Source organism: Lewinella sp. IMCC34191, assembly GCF_003390935.1.
Lineage (GTDB): Bacteria > Bacteroidota > Bacteroidia > Chitinophagales > Saprospiraceae > Neolewinella.
In genome coordinates, this window is sequence record NZ_QNQZ01000007.1 from 171,779 (window position 1) to 189,925 (window position 18,147).

Genomic DNA, 18,147 nt, shown 5'->3' on the forward strand with positions numbered 1-18,147 from the left:
GCCGGAGCCCATACGGAATGCCGCTGTCTCAGTCCACGATCGACTCGGCAAAGAATGCCCGGACCTCTTCTTCGGAGGGTTGTTTTTCCGGGGAGACGATTCGGAACCCGAGAAACGGACTGTCTACGTTCCACCACTTGCTTTTCGGTATTTGCGGATCGCGCGCCTGCCAGCGCGGACTACTCTTCTCCCGGGTCCGGCATCCGGCCTCATCCGTATAGGTATCGAAACTGCCGCCACGTACCGTGCGGGAGTGCTTGCCGTCGGGACGCATCCAGGGGTCGGCTTCCTCGCCGATCCGGTCGGCATAGTCGTCGTAGTATTCATCGAGGGTCCATTCGCTGACGTTGCCGAGCATATCGTAAAGCCCCCAGGCATTCGGTTCTTTTTCACCCACCTTATGGTAGGTTTCCTCTCCGTTTTCATAGAGCCAGGCCAGATCGTGCAGGTCGGCCGGATCGGGTTCTTCCCCGGCCAGACAGGCATATTCCCATTCCGCCTCCGTGGGCAGCCGAAAGAAGCGGCCGGTCTTATCGTATAACCACTCGCAGTAGCGAAGGGCTGCCTGCTGCGTGGTATTGACCTGCGGATAGCCGCCGCGTGTTCCCATGCCATAGGTGAAATCCAGGTAGGGCGGTGAAGGCCGGCTCACGGCGTCCGCGTCCCAATTATCAACGGCCGCAACCGGGGTATCATTTTCGCGCTCCTGAAAGATGCGGTAGGCTTCGTGCGTGACTTCGTGCGCGCTGATGGAGAAAGCGGAGACTGTCACCGTCCGACCGGCTTCCCCCATATCATAAGAGCCGCCCGGCAGGGAAACCATATCAAAAGCTACATCCGTAGCGGGTATTTGTACCGAGTCGGTGGTGATTTGGGCACCAAGCCCCATAGAAAGGAAGAGTAAAATGGCGAAAGACAAGGATGTATGCATGATCGATCGAAATATAAAGTACCCCGACAAGATACATCGCCCGTCCCGTCTCCCCGGAAAATCCGTCACTCTACAGGACCGTAGCAGACAATGCCACAACCAGTAATGCCTCCGTCCGAAGACCTACCGTCTTGCACCCCGCCTGCTAATATTCTGCATACGTACCCGCTTCCAGACAGGTAGATGCCGGGCGTTCGATACCCGCAGCAGATATATTTTGCCAAATAGGGCTTTTAAGAAAAAAAAGTGAGGTTTGCAAGCTTAATCGGTCAACCAATTACGGACCTTATTTCGTTGTATTAAAGACTGTTACACCCAGTTAGTCCTCCTGAAACCTAAGCATTAGTATATGAAACTTATCTACCCCCTGACATTCGTCGCCGCCATCCTCCTCATTCTCGGTGGAGCCTACCTGAAAGTCGAACTGTACGGATCGGCATTCTGGACCGACATCATGATCGGGGCGGGCATCCTGCTTTCCTTTTCCGTATTCGCCGGAATCCTGTTGGGAGACGAGAAAGAATTAGAAAGCGCCTAGCTACAGCGATTAAGCACGTAGTGATCCCACACCAATTGGCGCGGCGCACCAAAGTCGTTAACAAGCTTTAACCCTCCCCTTAACCCTTCCTTTGCGCCAAAGCAATTCGGTAGTCCGTTTGACCAGCAAATTGACTACCATGAAACTCCAATTGCTTGCCCTTTTCACTTTCCTCTTTGCCGGTTTGGCTACCGCACAAACCTCGCTGGGTATATACGGTGGCTTCGGCCAGTCCAACATCCGATCCGGGGATGCCTTCGACGGCGTCACGGACCAGCTCGATCAAATCGGTACAGCCACCTTCGGTATTACGGCGGAACTTCCCCTGACTCCGGTCATCAGTCTGCGACCCGGATTGGAGTACACCAGTCGGGGTGCCTCCATAGGCATCAAGGAATCCGTCGATCTGGGAGGCATCAACCTGCCCGTCGGCGCGCGCGCCAAAACCCGTTTTGATTACGTAGAAGCACCGCTGCTGATCCAGCTCAATCTGCCTACCCAGAGCGCTATCCAACCCTACCTTATTGCCGGGCCCTCCCTGGGTTACGCTACTTCGGGACGGGTGACGACCGCTGCGAAGGCACTTATCGAACTGGACCTCTATTCCTCATCCATCAACCTGGACGCGATCCGCTACGATCGCTTCCACGTCGCAGCCGTCGGAGGCGTTGGTGCGAAGGCCCGCCTGGGAGAGAAGGCCGGTGTATTTTTCGAGGCGCGCTACCAACACGGATTGAGCCAGCCCTACGACGTACCCTTCATTCGGGACAAGGTAGGCTTCCAGGGATGGAACATCGGTGCGGGCGTCAGTTTTGCTCTGAATTAAAGATTCATTCCGCCCTAACGATCATTCTTCGCCCCGATCTGTATGTACAGGTCGGGGCGAAGTGTTTGCGGAGCAATCCCAACTGCTGCCGGTCGCCCGTATTGCGGAAGTTTGTCTATGAAGTACCTGATTATCGGTTTCCTGTCCGTCCTCCTATTGTTTGGCGGATGCTCCGCGCCTTCGGATGGGGAAGCCGGCGGGGACTATTACTTATTTCTCAATGACGGAGGGCTTGCCGGTGCACTGGCTTCGGGGGACATATTCCAGGTGGGTGAAGACGAACTGCGCGTCACGAACTTGCTCAGCGGTCGCGATACCACGCTTGGCCTGGGTGCCGTGCGTAACGTCTTGTCCGTAGAGGCCTCGGGCACGCCTCGAGTAATCGGGAATACCGACCGACAGCGACTAATCGCTCTCGATCGTCCCACTCTGGACTTAGATACGACCTGGATAACGAGGGAGCCATTCGAGTACACCTATCTCGGACAAACGTATTGGGCCAGTTTCGAGCCAAGCTTCACCGGATTTCCGGTGTATGCCCGTCCGAATGCCCTGGATTTCGTCAACCGGCTGGTAGACTGGAGCGCCACCGCCCCGGGGCTGGAATTTTCGGAGTTTTCGCTTTACAACTCCTTTGGCCAACCGGTCATCGTCTTATCCGAACGGGAGCGGGGGCAGTATCGGGACAGCCAGATCATTCTGGTCGATAGTGTTGGTGATAAGCAGTTCACGGGGCGAATCGTGATGGGAGCGCCGCGGGGCGAGGTCCCCATCACCTTCACCCGGACGGATGGGGTAGCGAATGATTATCCGCCGGATGCATTCATCGAAGAGGTGAACCGCGGTTTCTCCCGCAGTTACCTGTTATTGGAACGCAACCGGCCGATGGCCACGCCAACCGACGAAAAGAGGTTGCCGCGGCGTAGCTTCATCGATCCGGGCGACCTGGGCGCCATTAGCGCCAGTTTTTTGGATGACGGATCGGTTATGTTGCTATCCGACGACCACATCGTGCTGCAGGGAAGCTACGTCCTCGACCTGGATAAAGGGTTGCTCACCGTCACCGACGACACCGGCGCATCCTACCGAATTTTCGTGGACACCGGGGAGGGGATTCATTTTACCGTTCCGGTCTCCGTAGTCGAACTCGAGGGCGGGCGACTGGTCGGGGAGGATAACTATCTGCGGATCGACGTCGTGGAAGGGTAGGTTGGTGATTGGCTGGTCAATACCACAGGACCCGGAATAGCGGGTGGTTTTCGCACCCCTTTTTGCAGACGAGTTTTGGTAGGTAATGACTGCCCGGAGCTGGAGCTCCGGGACCCTGGGCGGGGTGGAGGAGCTCCAGCTCCGCCAATGTGCTTGAATTGGATGCACGTGGCACTTGCTGGTAATCTATCTTTCATTCAGGCGTGGGCAGTTTACGGTTCCCGACTTCAAAGCGGGTCAAGAGAAACACGACCTGGTATAACTCGCTAGCACAACGGCGCACTATAATATACGTTCCTCGCCGCGCTCGGTAGTGGCAGCCCGGAGCTGGAGCTCCGGGACCCTGGGCGGGGAGGAGGAGCTCCAGCTCCGCCAATGTGCTTGAATTGGATGCCCGTGGCACTTGCTGGTAATCTACCTTTCATGTAGTCGCGGGCGGTTTTCGGTTCCCGAGTTTAAAGCGGGTCAAGAGAAACACGACCTGGTATAACTCGCGAGCACAACTGACGCACTATAACATACGTTCCTCGCCGCGCTCGGGAGTGGCTGCCCGACGCTGGAGCTCCGGGACCCTGGGCGGGGTGGAGGAGCTCCAGCTCCGCCAATGTGCTTGAATTGGATGCACGTGGCACTTGCTGGTAATCTATCTTTCACGCAGGCGTGGGCAGTTTCCGGTTCCCGAATTCAAAGTGGGTCAAGAGAAACAGGACCTGGTATAACTCGCGAGCACAACTGACGCACTGTAACATACGTTCCTCGCCGCGCGCGGGAGTGGCTGCCCGGAGCTGGAGCTCCGGGACCCTGGGCGGGGAGGAGGAGCTCCAGCTCCGCCAATGTGCTTGAATTGGATGCACGTGGCACTTGCTGGTAATCTATCTTTCATGCAGGCGCGGGCGGTTTTCGGTTCCCGAGTTTAAAGCGGGTCAAGAGAAACACGACCTGGTATAACTCGCTAGCACAACGGCGCACTATAATATACGTTCCTCGCCGCGCTCGGTATTGGCTGCCCGGAGCTGGAGCTCCGGGACCCTGGGCGGGGTGGAGGAGCTCCAGCTCCGCCAATTTGCTTGAATTGGATGCACGTGGCACTTACGGGTAATCTACCTTTTATGTAGCCGCGGGCGGTTTTCGGTTCCCGACTTCAAAGCGGGTCAAGAGAAACACGACCTGGCATAACTCGCGAGCACAACTGACGCACTGTAATATACGTTCCTCGCCGCGCTCGGTAGTCGCTGCCCGGAGCTGGAGCTCCGGGACCCTGGGCGGGTGGAGGAGCTCTAGCTCCGCCAATTTGCTTGAATTGGATGCCTCTGGCACTTACTGGTAATCTACCTTTCATGTAGCCGCGGGCGGTTTCCGGTTCCCGACTTGTAGGCGGGCCACGCCTGGTGGGAATGAACACGGAGGTCTGTGAAGCGGTCGGTAGGGTATTCATCCCTAGCCGCGCTCGGGAGTGGCTGCCCGACGCTGGAGCTCCGGGACCCGGGCAAGCCAACCAATCACTCACTTTCCCGCCGCCACGATCCAGGGAAAATCCTCGGAGTCGCTACGGCTTACCCGGAGCAGGGAATCCAGCCGGGCGACGACCTCCGGATGCTGGTCGGCGATGTTTTGAGTTTCGCCCAGGTCGGTGGCGAGGTCGTAGAGTTCGAGGGGGCTATCGGGCTCGACTTTGGCATTGTAGCGCACCCCTTTCCAGTCACCTTGCCGGATAGCCAGCCGGCCACCCCGCTCGTGGAATTCCCAATACAGGTAGTCATGGGTCTTTACCTGCGCGCCGCCGCGCAAAAGGGGCAGAAAGGATATACCGTCCAGGTCGGGGGGGGGCGGAGCGCCGGTAAATTCCGCCAGGGTCGGCAGGACGTCCCAGAAGGCCGAAATATGGTCCGTCTCGCCGGTCGGTACGGTGCCGGGCATCGACGCGATCATCGGTATGCGTATCCCGCCCTCGTACAGGTCGCGTTTGTAGCCCCGCAGCGGGCCGTTGCTGTCGAAGAAGTCCGGGTCGGCACCACCCTCTACGTGGGCCCCGTTGTCGCTGGTGAAGATGACGAGGGTGTTATCCGTAAGTCCAAGTTCTTCCAGCTTGGCCACGATCTCCCCCACGTGCTCGTCCAGGAGCGTGATCATGGCGGCGAAGGTGGCGTGCGGGCGCTCGACGGACTCGTAGTTACCCTGCCGGTAATTGGGTCCCGCGTCCGTCCCCTGCCAGGCCTCCTCGGGGCCAAACTGCTCGGCAAAGCCGGTGACCAGGCTGTCCGGTGCGGCCAATTCGGCGTGGGGAATGACCTGGGCGTAGTAGAGGAAAAATGGCCGGTCGCGATTATCGTCTATGAAGTCCAGCACCCGGTCCTGAATCAGCGAAGGGGCATAACTTCCCTTTGCCGCGCCGGCATTCGCGGGAAGCGAGTCGCGCTCCTGATTATCCCACAGGTGATAGGGATAGTAATGGTGGGCCAGCCGCTGGCAGTTGTAGCCATAGAAGGTGTCGAAACCCTGGCGGTTCGGTTCGCCCTCGGAACCGGGGTAACCCAGCCCCCACTTGCCGAAAACCCCGGTGCGGTAACCCTGGTCCTGCATCATTTCGGGCAGGGTATAGATGCTGTCGGGCAGGGGCCACTGACCTTCCGGCCGGACTTCCTTATTCCCGCGAATGAAGGTGTGCCCGGTGTGAAGGCCGGTCAGCAGCGAGGAACGGGAGGGTGCACAGACGGTACTCCCGCTGTAATGCTGGGTAAAGCGCATCCCGCGGGCAGCCAGCCGGTCGATGTTCGGGGTTTCGAAGAGTTCCTGCCCGTAGCAGCTGAGGTCGCCGTAGCCGAGGTCGTCCGCCAGGATGTAGATGATGTTGGGCGGCGGCGAGGGTTCTTCTTCCGTATTGGTATCCGCGGCGCATGCTGACACACAGAGCAGCAGAACAATCCAGAGCGGCGAGGGAAGGTGCTTCATTTGCCTAAAGTATGCCAATTTGCGTAAAGGGGGGAGTCCCGGACTTCGCTAACGTAATTACCTTTACCCTATGTCGTCCAGGTACCGCCGCTGGCTATTCGCTCTAATACCGGTGCTTGTACTGGCTGACACGGCCTACTCCTTCCTGCAGTATTACCACCATCCGCTGGATGGGGACGTGGCCTGGAACCTGGTTCCCGCCTCCGAAGTGCTTTCCGTGCTGGCCGATCCGTTTGGAGTATCTACCTGGCTGGAAGGCCAGATTTATCCTAATCCCAATCGCTTTTTCTGTCACTGGTCGTTCCGGGCCTATTTCCTGCACTTTCCCGTTTGGTTACAGCACTTCACCGATCCGGTCTCCAGCGTCTACCTGGCGGCCGCCATGGCCCGCATCGGTACCCAACTGCTCCTGGTGGCCTTATTCGTCCGGGTCGTAACGGGGCACTGGAAGCTAAGCTCGCGGGGATGGTGGGTGACTGCTTTGCTCTTCATCCCTTTCTTCCAGGCTAATGGCTACCGCAGCCACATCGGCATCGTAGACCCCTCGGTCACCTACACCTTCTTCTACGCCCTGCCCGCCGCCCTGCTGCTGCTGTTTTTGCTGCCCTTTATCGATCGCTACGGCCACGGTCGGCAATCGCTGCCCGCATGGCAGATCGCGCTCTGGATTCCCCTGGCGGCGGTCGTGTGCCTGAGCGGACCGCTGAATCCCGCGACCATCGGCGTAGCATGTGCCACGGCCGGATGGTATGTCCTGCGGCACCGGCCCGGTTGGGCGGACATTCGGGCAGACCGATCCTATTTGCTACTCGCCCTATGGGCCGCCGCCCTGTCCGGCTACGCGTTGTGGATCGGTAGCTTTAACAGCCTGACCATCGATAATGCGATTTCCCTGGACGAACGCTACGCGCGGCTTCCGCTGGGCATTTTCCGGCAATTCACCGGAAAGCTGGCCTGGCCGGTATTGCTGGCCGGATTGGCCATCAACTATGGATTTTTGCGGCGGAGCGCAGGTAATAAGCAGCTGCTCCGGTGGTATCGCTACGGCCTCGTCTTTGCTAGCCTGTACATCCTGCTCCTTCCGCTCGGGGGATACCGGGAATACCGACCGTACATATTACGGTACGACACCATCCTTCCCATCACGCTGCTGTGCCTGATCGGTTACGTGGCGGGCGTTCGGGCCGTTTACCGTTCGATGCAGCCCGCACGGCGCTCCCTTTATCTTTTACTTCCGATTACGATCGCCCTGGTATACACCTTCGCGGATGAACCGAGCTTCGAACAGAACAATTGTGAAGTGGCCGCCCTGCGACACCTTGCTGCCGAAACGAGCGATACGATCGTACTGAATACCGACTGCCCGGTGTTGGCCTGGCAGACCTTCGCCGTGCCGGAAGAATCCGAGCTAAACGCCCGCTTGCTGCGGGCCTGGCGGATTGTAGACCGAGACCTGCGCTATTATCATTTGATCTACCCGTCCGCGGAGTAACTCACTCTTCTCCGTCTATCTTCCGCAGGCGCCAGTTCCGGAAGCGTACCTGCATGGGCGGACCGACGTGCACCTGCACCCCGATCAACCCCTCGGACCGGCGGTGCACCGGGTCTTCGTCGGTCACGTCGCTCAGGAGCGTATCGTTGATAAAGTGCTGCAGCCGGTTGCCCCGGGCGAGGATGCGGTACTCGTTCCACTGGTCCGGATTGATGCCGCGCAGGGGAGCGTCCGGATCCGAGAGGGTATCCGTGATCCGGCGGGGTGCCCAGCGGTTATGGAGAATGAAATCGTCGAGGGTGTCCCCGACCGGGGGGAGCACGACCTTCTCGCCACGCCGGGCGATGGTGGTACGGCCGCGTTCCTCGTAGTTCATCCCGGTGTAGGTGCCGGCATAGTTCATGTCGCCCTGGTAGCCGCGTAGGGCGAAGGGTACGCCCTCGACCTCCTCGCTACGGTAATTGATGCCGCTGTTCGCGTCGGGGCTAAGCCGGTATTCCACGCGGAGGTCGAAATCGGCGGGACGGCCACCCCGCCAAATCAGGAAGGTGTTTCGGTCGACTACCGTTTCGGGGGTGATCTCGCCGATCATCTCACCGTTTTCGACGCGCCAGTAGGTTGGATCTCCTTCCCAGCCGTCCAGGTCTTGGCCGTTGAAGAGCAATTGGTACCCGTCTTCGTCAGTCGGCTCGCTACAGGCCACAATCGTCAGTAGACAGACTATCAATATGGTTGGATATCTTAGCTTCATATCACTCCAACGCGATCCGTAGCGGATCTACTGTTCGCTGACCGTTCAATTCTCTCCCGTGCGACATTACATACTGGCCGCCGCCCTCCTCCTCTATGGTGTGCCGACAACCGCCCAGGAAATATCCCTTCCGCCCTGTCCCGAAGATGCATCCTATTCGCCCGCGCCTACGGACATGCGGATTTCCCGTGCCGGATACGCTGAAAAACTATACGGTTTCTGGCTGGGGCAGTGCATTGCCAACTGGACCGGACTGGTCACGGAAATGGATAAAATCGGCGACGCCGGGGATTTGAGTACGGGTCCCTTTTACACCCGTGCGGATTGGGGGGGCGCCGATCAGCCCAGTATTTGGGCCGAAGGGGTACCCAGTGACTTAAGTCCCACCATCGATTTTGTTTTTCGCGGACCCGACGAAGTGTGGGGAGCCGACGACGATACCGATATCGAATATATGTACCAGTGGCTACTGGCGGAGCACCAAACCGCCATGCTTAGCCCGGAGCAAATTCGCGACGGCTGGTTGCGGCATATCCGGGCCGAGGAGGAAAACTACCTCTGGGTTTCGAACCAGCGCGCTCTCGATCTGATGCGGGAGGGTGTTCTGCCCCCCGCCACCGGCGAGCCGGGCAACAACGAACACTACGATATGATCGACGCCCAGTTGACCACCGAGATATTCGGCCTGTTTGCTCCCGGGCGCCCGGACATGGCCCGTCGTATGGCCTTCTTTCCGATCCGTACCGTGGCCAGCGGGCAAGCAACGGCGATCTCCGAATTCTACGTTACGATGTACAGTCTGGCCGCTACGTTGCCGGACGAACTGCCCATGCGCTACCGGGTGTTTGAACTGGCCCGCGCGGCTCGCGGCGTGTTGCCCGATACCTCCTACGCCGCGGCTATGTACGACTTCGTGGCCGATGCCTACGCCGACGGTAAACCCTGGGAAGCTACCCGCGACAGTCTATACCAGCGGTACCAGGTCCGGCAGGAAGACGGCTACGATGTCGGTGCGCGCGGGCTATACTGCGGTGGATGTTTTGCCGCCGGCATCAACTTTGCCGCCGGCCTGGTCAGCCTGTTCTACGGCGAGGGGGATATTAAAGAGACGATCAAAATAGGTACGCTGGCCGGCTGGGACTCGGATAATCCCACGGCCACCTGGGGCGGTTTGCTCGGGTTTATGCTCGGGAAAAGTGGCGTGGAGGAGGCTTTCGGGCGCACCTTTAGCAACCGGTTCAATATCCACCGGACCCGTCAGGGCTTCGGCGAAACGGGCATAGATACCTTCGAACGGATGGCGGCCGAAGGTGTCAAAATCGTAGATCGTACGGTCCAGGAGGAATTAGAAGGGGGTACCGACTGTCAGGCACAGCTGTGGTACGTACCTGCTGCCGATCGGTAGGGCTACTTTACAGGCTGATCTGTTGCTGATCGGATTCGGCGCTGAGGAACTCCCCCTTCTCGTTCTGCCAGCGCACGGGGAGGTCGTGTTCGGCGGCAAAGGTTTCAACCGCATCGATGAAATCCTGGGAGTGCCGCAGGTCACTGACTTCGACCACGAGGTTATCTTCCTGCAGGCTACAGACGACGGTCATGCGTAGTCGGGATCCGGTCAGGAGCGTCGTAAACCGGGCAGGTAAGGCTACGAACTGAATGCGGCGGATCTCCTCCTTGCTGCACACCTGATCGTGCAAAACGAGCCGGCTGTTGCGAATCTCGTCCTCACCGACCACGAGGCCACCGTTGAACATGTGGCTGTAATTAAGGGCGTACAGGACGATAGTCAGGACCAGAATTAAGTCCAGATAGAGGGTCAGGTCGAGAGGCTCGCCACGAACTACGGAGATGAGGCTCAACGCCAGGGTGACCACCGAGCTGGCTAGCAAGGTCTGACCGAAGCGGAGCAGATGTTCGTACGTGTAAGTTTCTTTCGGGCCGGGCATACCCTAAATATAGGCTTTGCCGGGGAAAGCTACAAGAGTTCCATTCGATCGATGAGGAGCTGGAAAGCCTGTTCCCGACCGTTCGCGATCAGGAAACTGACTTCCCCGATCCGGTCTCCGGGGAAGTTTGGCTGATCGAGCCTTTGCCCTTTTCGGACCGGATACATCTCGGTCAGCGGCACCTCGATAACTTCCCAGTCGCCACTGGTGGAAAACGGGTGGACGTAGGCAAAATCCTTTTTCGGGTCCGCTTTGATGCGAAGTTTATAGTCGCTGCCGTCCCCCTTGATCCGCAGGAAAAGACGGTGGTGAGCGGCGACGTCCACGGGCGGTTCGAAGCGGTGGCGGACCGAGCTGAATCCCCCGCCGTCTTCCAGGCTTACGTCGCCGAAAAAGCGGCCGTGTTTTTCTTCGGTGATGGCGAAGTGGCCCTCGGAGTGGCCCCCCATAACGATATCGTCTACTACGCGCCACTGGGCACGGACGGCGAATTCATCAAAGGCGTAGAGTACGGTTGGCGGATTCATGTCTGGTAAACAATCCATCTTCCGCCCGGTGCGCAATCCGGCTGCAATTTTCCAGCCATGGGGTGAGATGTGGTTGTAACGATTTTGGCCCTCAAATACCTTCGTCTCGCATTCGTACACCCACCTATCCCTATGCTACTACGCTTATTTTTTGCCTGTCTGGTGTTCACCAGCTCCTGCGTGAGTCCCGCTCGCTACGGCACCTACCTGGCCGAGTACGAGGCGGAGGGTACAGCACCGGTGGCGGCTGCCTCTTCTATCGTGTTGCGCTATGCGGACGACAACCGAACCGGTCCGGAGGTCCAACGAATAAAAAATAGCTTCATTCCCGCTATTCTCTACTGGAGTTGGAACAACACCCTGGAATGTTCCCTCGACCCGGAAAAGCAGCTGGCCTACGTACGCGAAGGTGTTATACAGGCCGCCGACAGTCTGGGGCTGGAACGAAAGCTGGGGGGAGAAAAACTGAGCATCACCCTGAGCCAGGCTCCAGGGCAGTTTTATTACGTCAACCGGATGTACGTGGTGTTTGCTATCGTCGCTTACAGCACAATGGGCGAGGAGTCTATCACGCCGGTACCCACCGATCTGGTAGCATCCTACGCCGTCACCGACGGCAACGATCGGCGGTCCGCCTGGGGAAGTGCGACCGTGTTCAGCCAGGAAGAACCGATGCGCAATATGTGGAAAGGCACGCGCGGTTTTACCCGTAAATTCCTCGACGCCCAGCGCGCCGAACTGCAGCGGATGGGGCGGGAATTGATCATCGATATCGACCAGGAGCTGTACCCCGTCAGTCGGAAGTAATCGCTTACCTTGACGGCATGTCCGATCGTGCCATGGATACCCGGCCGGGAGAAGAACTTCCCCTGGAAAAGTTAGCACCCTACCTGCGCCGTCACCTTCCGGAGACGGAGGGGCCACTGTCCATTACCCAGTTCCGGGGCGGACACGCGAACCTGACCTACGAACTTCGTTTTGGCGACCGCGCCTACGTCCTGCGCCGCCCGCCCTTCGGTACCATCGCTCCGGGTGCGCATGATATGCGTCGGGAATATCAGGTGCTATCCCGTTTGCCGGAAAGCTTTCTACCTGCGCCCGCCGCCATACATCTCTGTACGGACCCCAGAATCATCGGAGCCGATTTCGTGGTCATGGAACGCCGGGAGGGCGTCGTTATTCGCTATCGCCTGCCAAGCGAATTCGCTGATGTCGATAACGTGGAGCGCCGGCTGACGGACGCCCTTATGCGGGTTACGGCGGACTTGCACCTTGTAGACGTGGAAGTAGCGGGCCTCCAGGATGTGGGCAAACCGGAAGGCTTCGCGAAACGCCAGCTCGAAGGCTGGATTAAGCGCTGGAAATTGGCGCAAACGGAAGCGAATGACGACGTCGAGCGGCTGGCCCGCTCCCTCCGCGAAAACGTGCCGGAGCCGCAGGCGGTATCCATCGTCCACGGTGACCTGAAGTTCGATAATTGCCAGTTCCAGCCCGGGGAGCCCGACCGGGTGACTTCGGTCTTCGACTGGGACATGGCCACGACCGGCGATCCCCTCATCGACCTGGCCGGCACCCTCAGTTTCTGGCCGGACCCGGAGATTGACCCCGCCGAAATGCCCATCCCTCTCCTGGTCGGCGACTGGCCCGATAAGGACTACCTGAAACAGCGCTACGCGGAGTCCACCGGTTTCGACTTGAATCGCATGCCCTGGTACGAGGCTTTTGCCTGCCTGAAAACCGCTGTCATCGCCCAGCAGCTCTACCGCCGTTACCGCGACGGGGGCACGCGGGATGAGCGGATGGAGAAATTCGGCGCGGCGGCCCGGGCCTTCGCACGTCTGGGCGTTTCCAAACGTTAGCTTTTTGCGGCGGAGCGCAGGTAGAAAGCTGCGTAAGGAAACGGAATCTTTTACCGCTGCGGCACAGCAAAGTCGATAGCGAACCGCTGCAGATATTCCCGTAGCGGTCCCAGGCCGACTTCCGCGCGACGCCGATCCACGGTGGCCGGGTCCGAAAGGGGGTGCAGGCTATTCTGGCCGCTTCCGGGGTCGGTATGCACTTGCGTACCGTACAGCTGAGGCTTTCCCTCTTCGACCAATAATCGATCGCGCATCATGGCTATGGCCCCCGGACCGATGTCGCCGCGTCCGGCCGCGGCTTCGAGTTGGGGGAGGTAGGCCAGTCGTACGTCACGCGGGCCGTGCTGCAGTACCGTCCATATGGCGGCACGCTGTACATCGTCGATTTCGTCGTGGTCCGGCACGCCACACTTATCCAAAAAGCTGGTGATTAATTCCAGGTTTTCGTGATCGGTTTTTCGGTCTAATAGGCCGGCGTGGCGGGAGGATTGGTCACGCTCGAATACGCCCTGGAGAAAGGCCGCTTTGTCCGAGCAGTTCACCTCGACCTTGCGAAGCTCCGGGCCGGTATTGGCTACCTGCTGGTAGCGTTTCTGGAAATCCCGGTCAGCTTCCGTCGACTCCCGGATCACCGCTTCTACGATCTCTCCCGCATCGTTTTCATAATAGTCGAGGGCGTAAAGCGTCGGGTTGGGAATGGTAAGGAGCGAGTCGTACGGGATGATTTCCCCGGCTTCGTTTCGGTAGGTCATTTGCTGGCCGTTCGGGTACGCAAAGCGCAATGCGCGCCGGATCAACTCCTGCCGCGATACCGGCTTCAGGTCGCTCGGACGGTAAGGCGCCGGATCGGTGCATCCGAGCGCGAAAAGGAGCAGCACGGTAAGACGTAAGCGTTGCACGAGAAGTAATATACCGCTGGTCCGGTTGTCGGCCGGGGCGGCTCATCCTACCTTACGGGCCGGACAAGCCCAGCCGCTCATGCATTTTGCCCACAGTGATAAAACGCTCGATAACATTCGTCACCTCGAAGCCTTCCTGGCCGAGCACGTCTACCCGGTGGAGGCAGCCTACCGGGAATGGACGGAGCAACACCCCTGGCAGGTGTTTCCCCGAATGGCGGAGCTAAAGGAGCGGGCCCGTGCGGCCGGTCTTTGGAATCTCTTTTTGCCGGAAGAGTACGGGGACTTCAGTCCCGGCCTCACCAATCTGGAGTACGCCCCCCTGGCCGAGATGATGGGACGGGTGCTCTGGGCGAGCGAGGTATTCAACTGCAGCGCTCCCGATACGGGTAATATGGAAGTGCTGGCCAAGTACGGCACCCCAGAACAGCAACAACGGTGGCTGCTTCCCCTGCTGGACGGGCGGATCCGCTCCGCCTTTCTCATGACCGAGCCCGCCGTGGCTTCTTCGGATGCAACGAATATCCAAACCCGCATCGAGCGTCAGGGCGACGAGTACGTCATCAACGGTCGAAAGTGGTGGAGCACCGGGGCCATGCATCCCGATTGTGCCTTCTACATCGTGATGGGCAAAACCGACCCCGAGGCGCCCCGTCACCGGCAGCAGAGCATGATTCTCGTGCCGGCGGATGCGGAAGGGGTGAAGGTGGAGCGCCCGCTGACGGCCTTCGGAACCTACGACAGTCCGCACGGTCACGCCGAGATCAGCCTGACGGACGTGCGCGTGCCGGTGAGCAATCTCCTACTGGGTGAGGGTAAGGGTTTTGAAATCGCCCAGGGACGCCTCGGTCCGGGCCGGGTACACCACTGCATGCGGCTGATCGGGGTGGCGCAGCGGGCCCTGGAGATGAGCTGTGCCAGGGTAGGGGAGCGGGAAGCCTTCGGGCGACCGCTGGCCAAATTCAGCAGTGTGCGCCAGGAGATCGCCCGCAGCCGCTGCGAGATCGAGCAGGCCCGCCTGTTGACGCTTTCGGCCGCCGACCACATCGACCGGCTGGGAATCAAGGGAGCTAAGGACCTGGTGGCAATGATCAAGATCGTTTGCCCGCGGATGGCGTGCACCGTCATCGACCGCGCGATCCAGTTGCACGGCGGCCTGGGCGTCAGCAACGATATCCCTTTGGCTGATTTCTACGCCTACGCCCGCAGCATTCGCCTGGCCGACGGACCGGACGAGGTACATATGTTTCAGCTTGGCCGCAATACGATCGCGCAATATCAAGTCACCTCACCACCCACCAATCCCGAAGCTTAGACCTTATGACCCGGATACAACACGTCACCTTGATCGTCGATGATCTGGCTGCCTGCCGCGACTTCTACGTGGACGAATTCGGATTTACCGAGCGTCGTGTCGAGGGCCTGGATTACCCGGGTGCTTTCTTAGTCGTAAATGAAAACCAGGAACTGCACCTGGCTGAATTGCCGGACGGGCCGCCGTCCTTTCGGGGGCACTTCTGCTTGCGCGTAGATAACTTCAGCGCCGTCTTTCACCGGATGAAGGAGCTGGGCATCCTGGACGTTCGTCCGTGGGGCCGCATCCGGGAATTACCGGGGGGCTCGCTGCAGCTGTACATCCGTGACCCCGCGGGCAACCTGGTGGAAATCACCTCGGAGCCGGAAGATCGGGCGGGCATCGACGAGGCTATTTTTACCGACCAACTGTACGGGGGCGAACCCTACCGCTACGGGGACGGATCGGTGTAGGCCGGTGGCTGGCGAAAGGGTGCTCATTCAAACTTGAACTGGTAACTCAGACTGAGGATCGGTGCTCCGAAAATGGTCAGCCGATAGCTTTCCAGCGGACTGGATCCGAATACATTATTCAATCTGCGCGTTTGGCGGGGCAGGTAGTAGATGTTGTGGGCATTATTCCGTCCGTACAGATTATAGACCGTGAAAGTCCAATCGCCTACCCACCGCCGCTTCTTTAGGCTGGCGTTGTGGATCGTCCAGTTGAAATCCAACCGATGGTAGACGGGTAGGCGGGCGTTGTTCCGTTCCAGAAAAACCGGCACCCTTTGGTCTCCCACGATCAGTGTACCATTGGGCGCGGAATACGGACGATTACTCTGCACCACCAGATTGAATCCGAAACGGTGCGACTTACCGTTGTCGTACACCACGTGAAAGTTGGCCGTGTGCGGTTGGTCGAAGTAGCCGGGGTACCGTTCGCCGCGGTTCACGCTCGTGGCCAGGGTAGGGCCGGGTACGCGGGTGAAGGTGCGGGCGTAGGCATAATTGATCTCCCCCGTGACGCGACCCTGTTTACGACTGATACCCGCTTCCAGTCCGTATGCCGTACCCGTACCCTGAAGCAGATCCGTCTCCACCTCCTGAGCCAGAAAAAAATCGGCTCCCGGCCGGTATTCCAACACATCGGTGGTTTTGCGGTAGTAGGCCTGCAGGCTGTAGCCGTAACGCTCCGAGGCCGGCAACCAAAAAAAGCCGCTGCTCCAGAGGTCGGCCCGTTGGGGACGGATGACGTTGTCGCTTACTTTCCACCGACTGGAGGGCAGGGGCGTCGTGGCGTTGTAAATATTCTGCAGATACTGTCGGTTGCGGGCATAGGCCGCCTTCCAGCTGAGGCGGGGGTGCAGCGCGTAGTTCAAGGAGATGCGTGGCTCCAGGCCGCCGTACTCCGCCATGGTATGGCCGGAACCGAAGGTTTTCGTATCGGTTAGGCTTTCGCTGGTTACCACCTCGCCTGCCGTATACCGCCGCTGTTCCCCGGGGCCGAGCTGCCAGTAGTGGGTGTACCGCAGTCCGGTGGAGAGGCTTAGCCGATCGTTCACCGTCCATTCGTATTCGATGAAGCCGCTTACCTCCACCGCCTGCTCGCGGGGCAGGGCCACGGGATTGAGCCCCGCCAGCCCCGCCGGCCGCAGATTGCCGGGATCGATGCGGTAGCCCGTCAGCTGTGCTCCGCCGGATAACCGGTGCCGGTCACCCGATCGATAATTTATTGCTATTTCCCCGCCGGCTTGGCGGATCCGGGAATCGTACTCGACCCGGCGGTCCGAATCCGGCTGCGGAAAGTAAACCTCCGGCCGGTAGTCACTGTGGGTAAGCCTTAGCCGTAAACCGGTACGGTCGTTCGGCGTATGGAGCCAGTCGAGGGTCGAGTTCAAGGTAGCGTACTGCTGCTGATTGACCTCGGATACCACACCCGCCAACCGGTTGATCAGGTCGACCTGGTAAAAATCACGGCTGTAAAAGCCCGAGAAGCTGAAGATATTTTGCTGGTTCGCCGTGTACCGCAAACGCAGCGTGCCGTCCCCGAAACGGCTGCGTGTTTTCTTGAGGCGATCCACGAACTTGAAGGCGAAATCATTGAGCCCGAGGCGGCCGGCGGCCAGCAGCTTCAGTCGTTTGTCAGCGGTTAGGGGCGTTTCCAGCCCCAAGTGACTCGACACGATACCGATACCTCCGCGCAACTGCAGCCGGTCGGCCGTCGGGGTTTTGGAGCGCACGTCGACCACCGAGGCGACCCGCCCACCGAAGCGGGCCGGTAAATTCGCGCGGTACAGATCTACCCCGCCCACCGCGTCGGGGGTGAACACCGAAAAAAGTCCGAAGAGGTGCGTCGGGGCGAAAACCGGTGCCCCGTCTAACAGGATGAGGTTCTGGTCTACGGTCCCGCCCCGCACGCTCAGGCCGTTGCTTGCTTCGCCGGCCGAATTGACGCCACTGGAAAGCTGCAGGCTGCGTAAAACGTCCACCTCCCCGAAGGCCGCGGGCAGCTCCTCGATCTCGGTAACGGTCAGTCTTTCCACCCCCAGTATGGGCCGTTCCAGGCGCTCCCGCAAATTATCGGCCCGTACCGTTACCATATTGAGTTCCTGTCCGGCCGGAGCCAGGCGGATGGTCACGGTCCCCTCTTCCGGCACCCTTACGGATATTCGGGCCGGGGCGTAACCGACGTAGGTCGCCAGTACCGCATAGCGCCCCTCCGATAAGGTAAAATTGACCTTCCCTGCCTCATCCGTAGTGCCCCCCTTTTCCGTCCCTTCTATCTGCACATTCACGTAGGGCATGGTGCTTCCGGATTCGGTCAGGATGGATACGGAAAGCGGATAATTCTGGGCAAGAGAAAGGGAATTGTAAAGGACGAAGAAAGCGAGGAATACGTGCTGCATAGGCTGGAAAGGATGATCGCG

General features: G+C 59.4%; 16 protein-coding genes. 9 read left to right on the top strand and 7 right to left on the bottom strand.

The genetic code is table 11. The annotated features are described in order from the left end of the window. Nucleotides 1-28 precede the first annotated feature (28 nt). Entirely contained in the window at nucleotides 29-931 is a 903-nt protein-coding gene (locus DRW39_RS14545; RefSeq protein ID WP_116107786.1) for a formylglycine-generating enzyme family protein, read from the bottom strand. A 349-nt stretch (nucleotides 932-1,280) separates the two neighbouring features. Between DRW39_RS14545 and DRW39_RS14550 the strand changes: the two genes are divergently transcribed. The 3 genes from DRW39_RS14550 (at nucleotide 1,281) to DRW39_RS14560 (ending at nucleotide 3,504) form a co-directional block, all read left to right on the top strand. Further along, complete coding sequence (locus DRW39_RS14550) at nucleotides 1,281-1,469, top strand: hypothetical protein (RefSeq protein ID WP_116107787.1); 189 nt, start codon at nucleotides 1,281-1,283, stop codon at nucleotides 1,467-1,469. Nucleotides 1,470-1,608: 139 nt separating this feature from the next. After that, nucleotides 1,609-2,295 (top strand): porin family protein, encoded by a 687-nt coding sequence (locus tag DRW39_RS14555; protein WP_157976125.1) that lies wholly within the window; start codon nucleotides 1,609-1,611, stop codon nucleotides 2,293-2,295. 117 nt (nucleotides 2,296-2,412) lie between these two features. Beyond that, nucleotides 2,413-3,504: a hypothetical protein gene (locus DRW39_RS14560; protein WP_116107789.1), complete on the top strand. Its 1,092-nt coding sequence runs from the start codon at nucleotides 2,413-2,415 to the stop codon at nucleotides 3,502-3,504. A 1,503-nt stretch (nucleotides 3,505-5,007) separates the two neighbouring features. Here DRW39_RS14560 and DRW39_RS14565 read toward each other — a convergent pair. Beyond that, nucleotides 5,008-6,453 (bottom strand): arylsulfatase, encoded by a 1,446-nt coding sequence (locus tag DRW39_RS14565; protein WP_116107790.1) that lies wholly within the window; start codon nucleotides 6,451-6,453, stop codon nucleotides 5,008-5,010. A 70-nt stretch (nucleotides 6,454-6,523) separates the two neighbouring features. Between DRW39_RS14565 and DRW39_RS14570 the strand changes: the two genes are divergently transcribed. Then, a complete protein-coding gene (locus tag DRW39_RS14570) occupies nucleotides 6,524-7,945 on the top strand; it encodes a hypothetical protein (RefSeq protein ID WP_116107791.1) in 1,422 nt (473 codons plus the stop codon). 1 nt (nucleotide 7,946) lies between these two features. Here DRW39_RS14570 and DRW39_RS14575 read toward each other — a convergent pair whose 3' ends face one another. Further along, entirely contained in the window at nucleotides 7,947-8,672 is a 726-nt protein-coding gene (locus tag DRW39_RS14575; RefSeq protein ID WP_198664897.1) for a DUF1080 domain-containing protein, read from the bottom strand. A 145-nt stretch (nucleotides 8,673-8,817) separates the two neighbouring features. Here DRW39_RS14575 and DRW39_RS14580 point away from each other — a divergent pair, with 145 nt between their 5' ends. Further along, nucleotides 8,818-10,101: an ADP-ribosylglycohydrolase family protein gene (locus DRW39_RS14580; protein ID WP_410503597.1), complete on the top strand. Its 1,284-nt coding sequence runs from the start codon at nucleotides 8,818-8,820 to the stop codon at nucleotides 10,099-10,101. Nucleotides 10,102-10,108: 7 nt separating this feature from the next. On the opposite strand, the gene DRW39_RS14585 is transcribed toward DRW39_RS14580, so the two are convergent. Together DRW39_RS14585 and DRW39_RS14590 are read right to left on the bottom strand one after the other, a co-directional pair. Then, nucleotides 10,109-10,642 (bottom strand): hypothetical protein, encoded by a 534-nt coding sequence (locus DRW39_RS14585; RefSeq protein ID WP_116107794.1) that lies wholly within the window; start codon nucleotides 10,640-10,642, stop codon nucleotides 10,109-10,111. A gap of 29 nt (nucleotides 10,643-10,671) precedes the next feature. Continuing rightward, nucleotides 10,672-11,169 carry a CIA30 family protein gene (locus tag DRW39_RS14590; RefSeq protein ID WP_157976126.1) on the bottom strand — a complete coding sequence of 166 codons (498 nt, stop codon included), beginning with the start codon at nucleotides 11,167-11,169 and terminating at the stop codon, nucleotides 10,672-10,674. A gap of 132 nt (nucleotides 11,170-11,301) precedes the next feature. On the opposite strand from DRW39_RS14590, the gene DRW39_RS14595 reads away from it, so the two are divergent. Beyond that, nucleotides 11,302-11,976: a hypothetical protein gene (locus DRW39_RS14595; protein ID WP_116107796.1), complete on the top strand. Its 675-nt coding sequence runs from the start codon at nucleotides 11,302-11,304 to the stop codon at nucleotides 11,974-11,976. Between the two features lie 17 nt (nucleotides 11,977-11,993). Then, nucleotides 11,994-13,028 carry a phosphotransferase family protein gene (locus DRW39_RS14600; protein WP_116107797.1) on the top strand — a complete coding sequence of 345 codons (1,035 nt, stop codon included), beginning with the start codon at nucleotides 11,994-11,996 and terminating at the stop codon, nucleotides 13,026-13,028. A 50-nt stretch (nucleotides 13,029-13,078) separates the two neighbouring features. On the opposite strand, the gene DRW39_RS14605 is transcribed toward DRW39_RS14600, so the two are convergent. Next, nucleotides 13,079-13,927: a DUF6624 domain-containing protein gene (locus tag DRW39_RS14605; protein ID WP_157976127.1), complete on the bottom strand. Its 849-nt coding sequence runs from the start codon at nucleotides 13,925-13,927 to the stop codon at nucleotides 13,079-13,081. Between the two features lie 79 nt (nucleotides 13,928-14,006). Here DRW39_RS14605 and DRW39_RS14610 point away from each other — a divergent pair, with 79 nt between their 5' ends. After that, entirely contained in the window at nucleotides 14,007-15,242 is a 1,236-nt protein-coding gene (locus DRW39_RS14610; RefSeq protein ID WP_116107799.1) for an acyl-CoA dehydrogenase family protein, read from the top strand. A 5-nt stretch (nucleotides 15,243-15,247) separates the two neighbouring features. Then, nucleotides 15,248-15,694, top strand: coding sequence for a VOC family protein (locus DRW39_RS14615; RefSeq protein WP_116107800.1), 447 nt, complete (start codon nucleotides 15,248-15,250; stop codon nucleotides 15,692-15,694). A gap of 23 nt (nucleotides 15,695-15,717) precedes the next feature. Here DRW39_RS14615 and DRW39_RS14620 read toward each other — a convergent pair whose 3' ends face one another. Further along, nucleotides 15,718-18,126, bottom strand: coding sequence for a TonB-dependent receptor (locus tag DRW39_RS14620; RefSeq protein ID WP_116107801.1), 2,409 nt, complete (start codon nucleotides 18,124-18,126; stop codon nucleotides 15,718-15,720). Between the last annotated feature and the right edge of the window lie 21 nt (nucleotides 18,127-18,147).

Coding starts and splice junctions, on each gene's coding strand:
- DRW39_RS14550 (WP_116107787.1), top strand. CDS start 1,281: ATGAAACTTATCTACCCCCTGACATTCGTCGCCGCCATCCTCCTCATT.
- DRW39_RS14565 (WP_116107790.1), bottom strand. CDS start 6,453: ATGAAGCACCTTCCCTCGCCGCTCTGGATTGTTCTGCTGCTCTGTGTG.
- DRW39_RS14595 (WP_116107796.1), top strand. CDS start 11,302: ATGCTACTACGCTTATTTTTTGCCTGTCTGGTGTTCACCAGCTCCTGC.
- DRW39_RS14545 (WP_116107786.1), bottom strand. CDS start 931: ATGCATACATCCTTGTCTTTCGCCATTTTACTCTTCCTTTCTATGGGG.
- DRW39_RS14610 (WP_116107799.1), top strand. CDS start 14,007: ATGCATTTTGCCCACAGTGATAAAACGCTCGATAACATTCGTCACCTC.
- DRW39_RS14600 (WP_116107797.1), top strand. CDS start 11,994: ATGTCCGATCGTGCCATGGATACCCGGCCGGGAGAAGAACTTCCCCTG.
- DRW39_RS14585 (WP_116107794.1), bottom strand. CDS start 10,642: ATGCCCGGCCCGAAAGAAACTTACACGTACGAACATCTGCTCCGCTTC.
- DRW39_RS14590 (WP_157976126.1), bottom strand. CDS start 11,169: ATGAATCCGCCAACCGTACTCTACGCCTTTGATGAATTCGCCGTCCGT.
- DRW39_RS14555 (WP_157976125.1), top strand. CDS start 1,609: ATGAAACTCCAATTGCTTGCCCTTTTCACTTTCCTCTTTGCCGGTTTG.
- DRW39_RS14615 (WP_116107800.1), top strand. CDS start 15,248: ATGACCCGGATACAACACGTCACCTTGATCGTCGATGATCTGGCTGCC.
- DRW39_RS14560 (WP_116107789.1), top strand. CDS start 2,413: ATGAAGTACCTGATTATCGGTTTCCTGTCCGTCCTCCTATTGTTTGGC.
- DRW39_RS14620 (WP_116107801.1), bottom strand. CDS start 18,126: ATGCAGCACGTATTCCTCGCTTTCTTCGTCCTTTACAATTCCCTTTCT.
- DRW39_RS14570 (WP_116107791.1), top strand. CDS start 6,524: ATGTCGTCCAGGTACCGCCGCTGGCTATTCGCTCTAATACCGGTGCTT.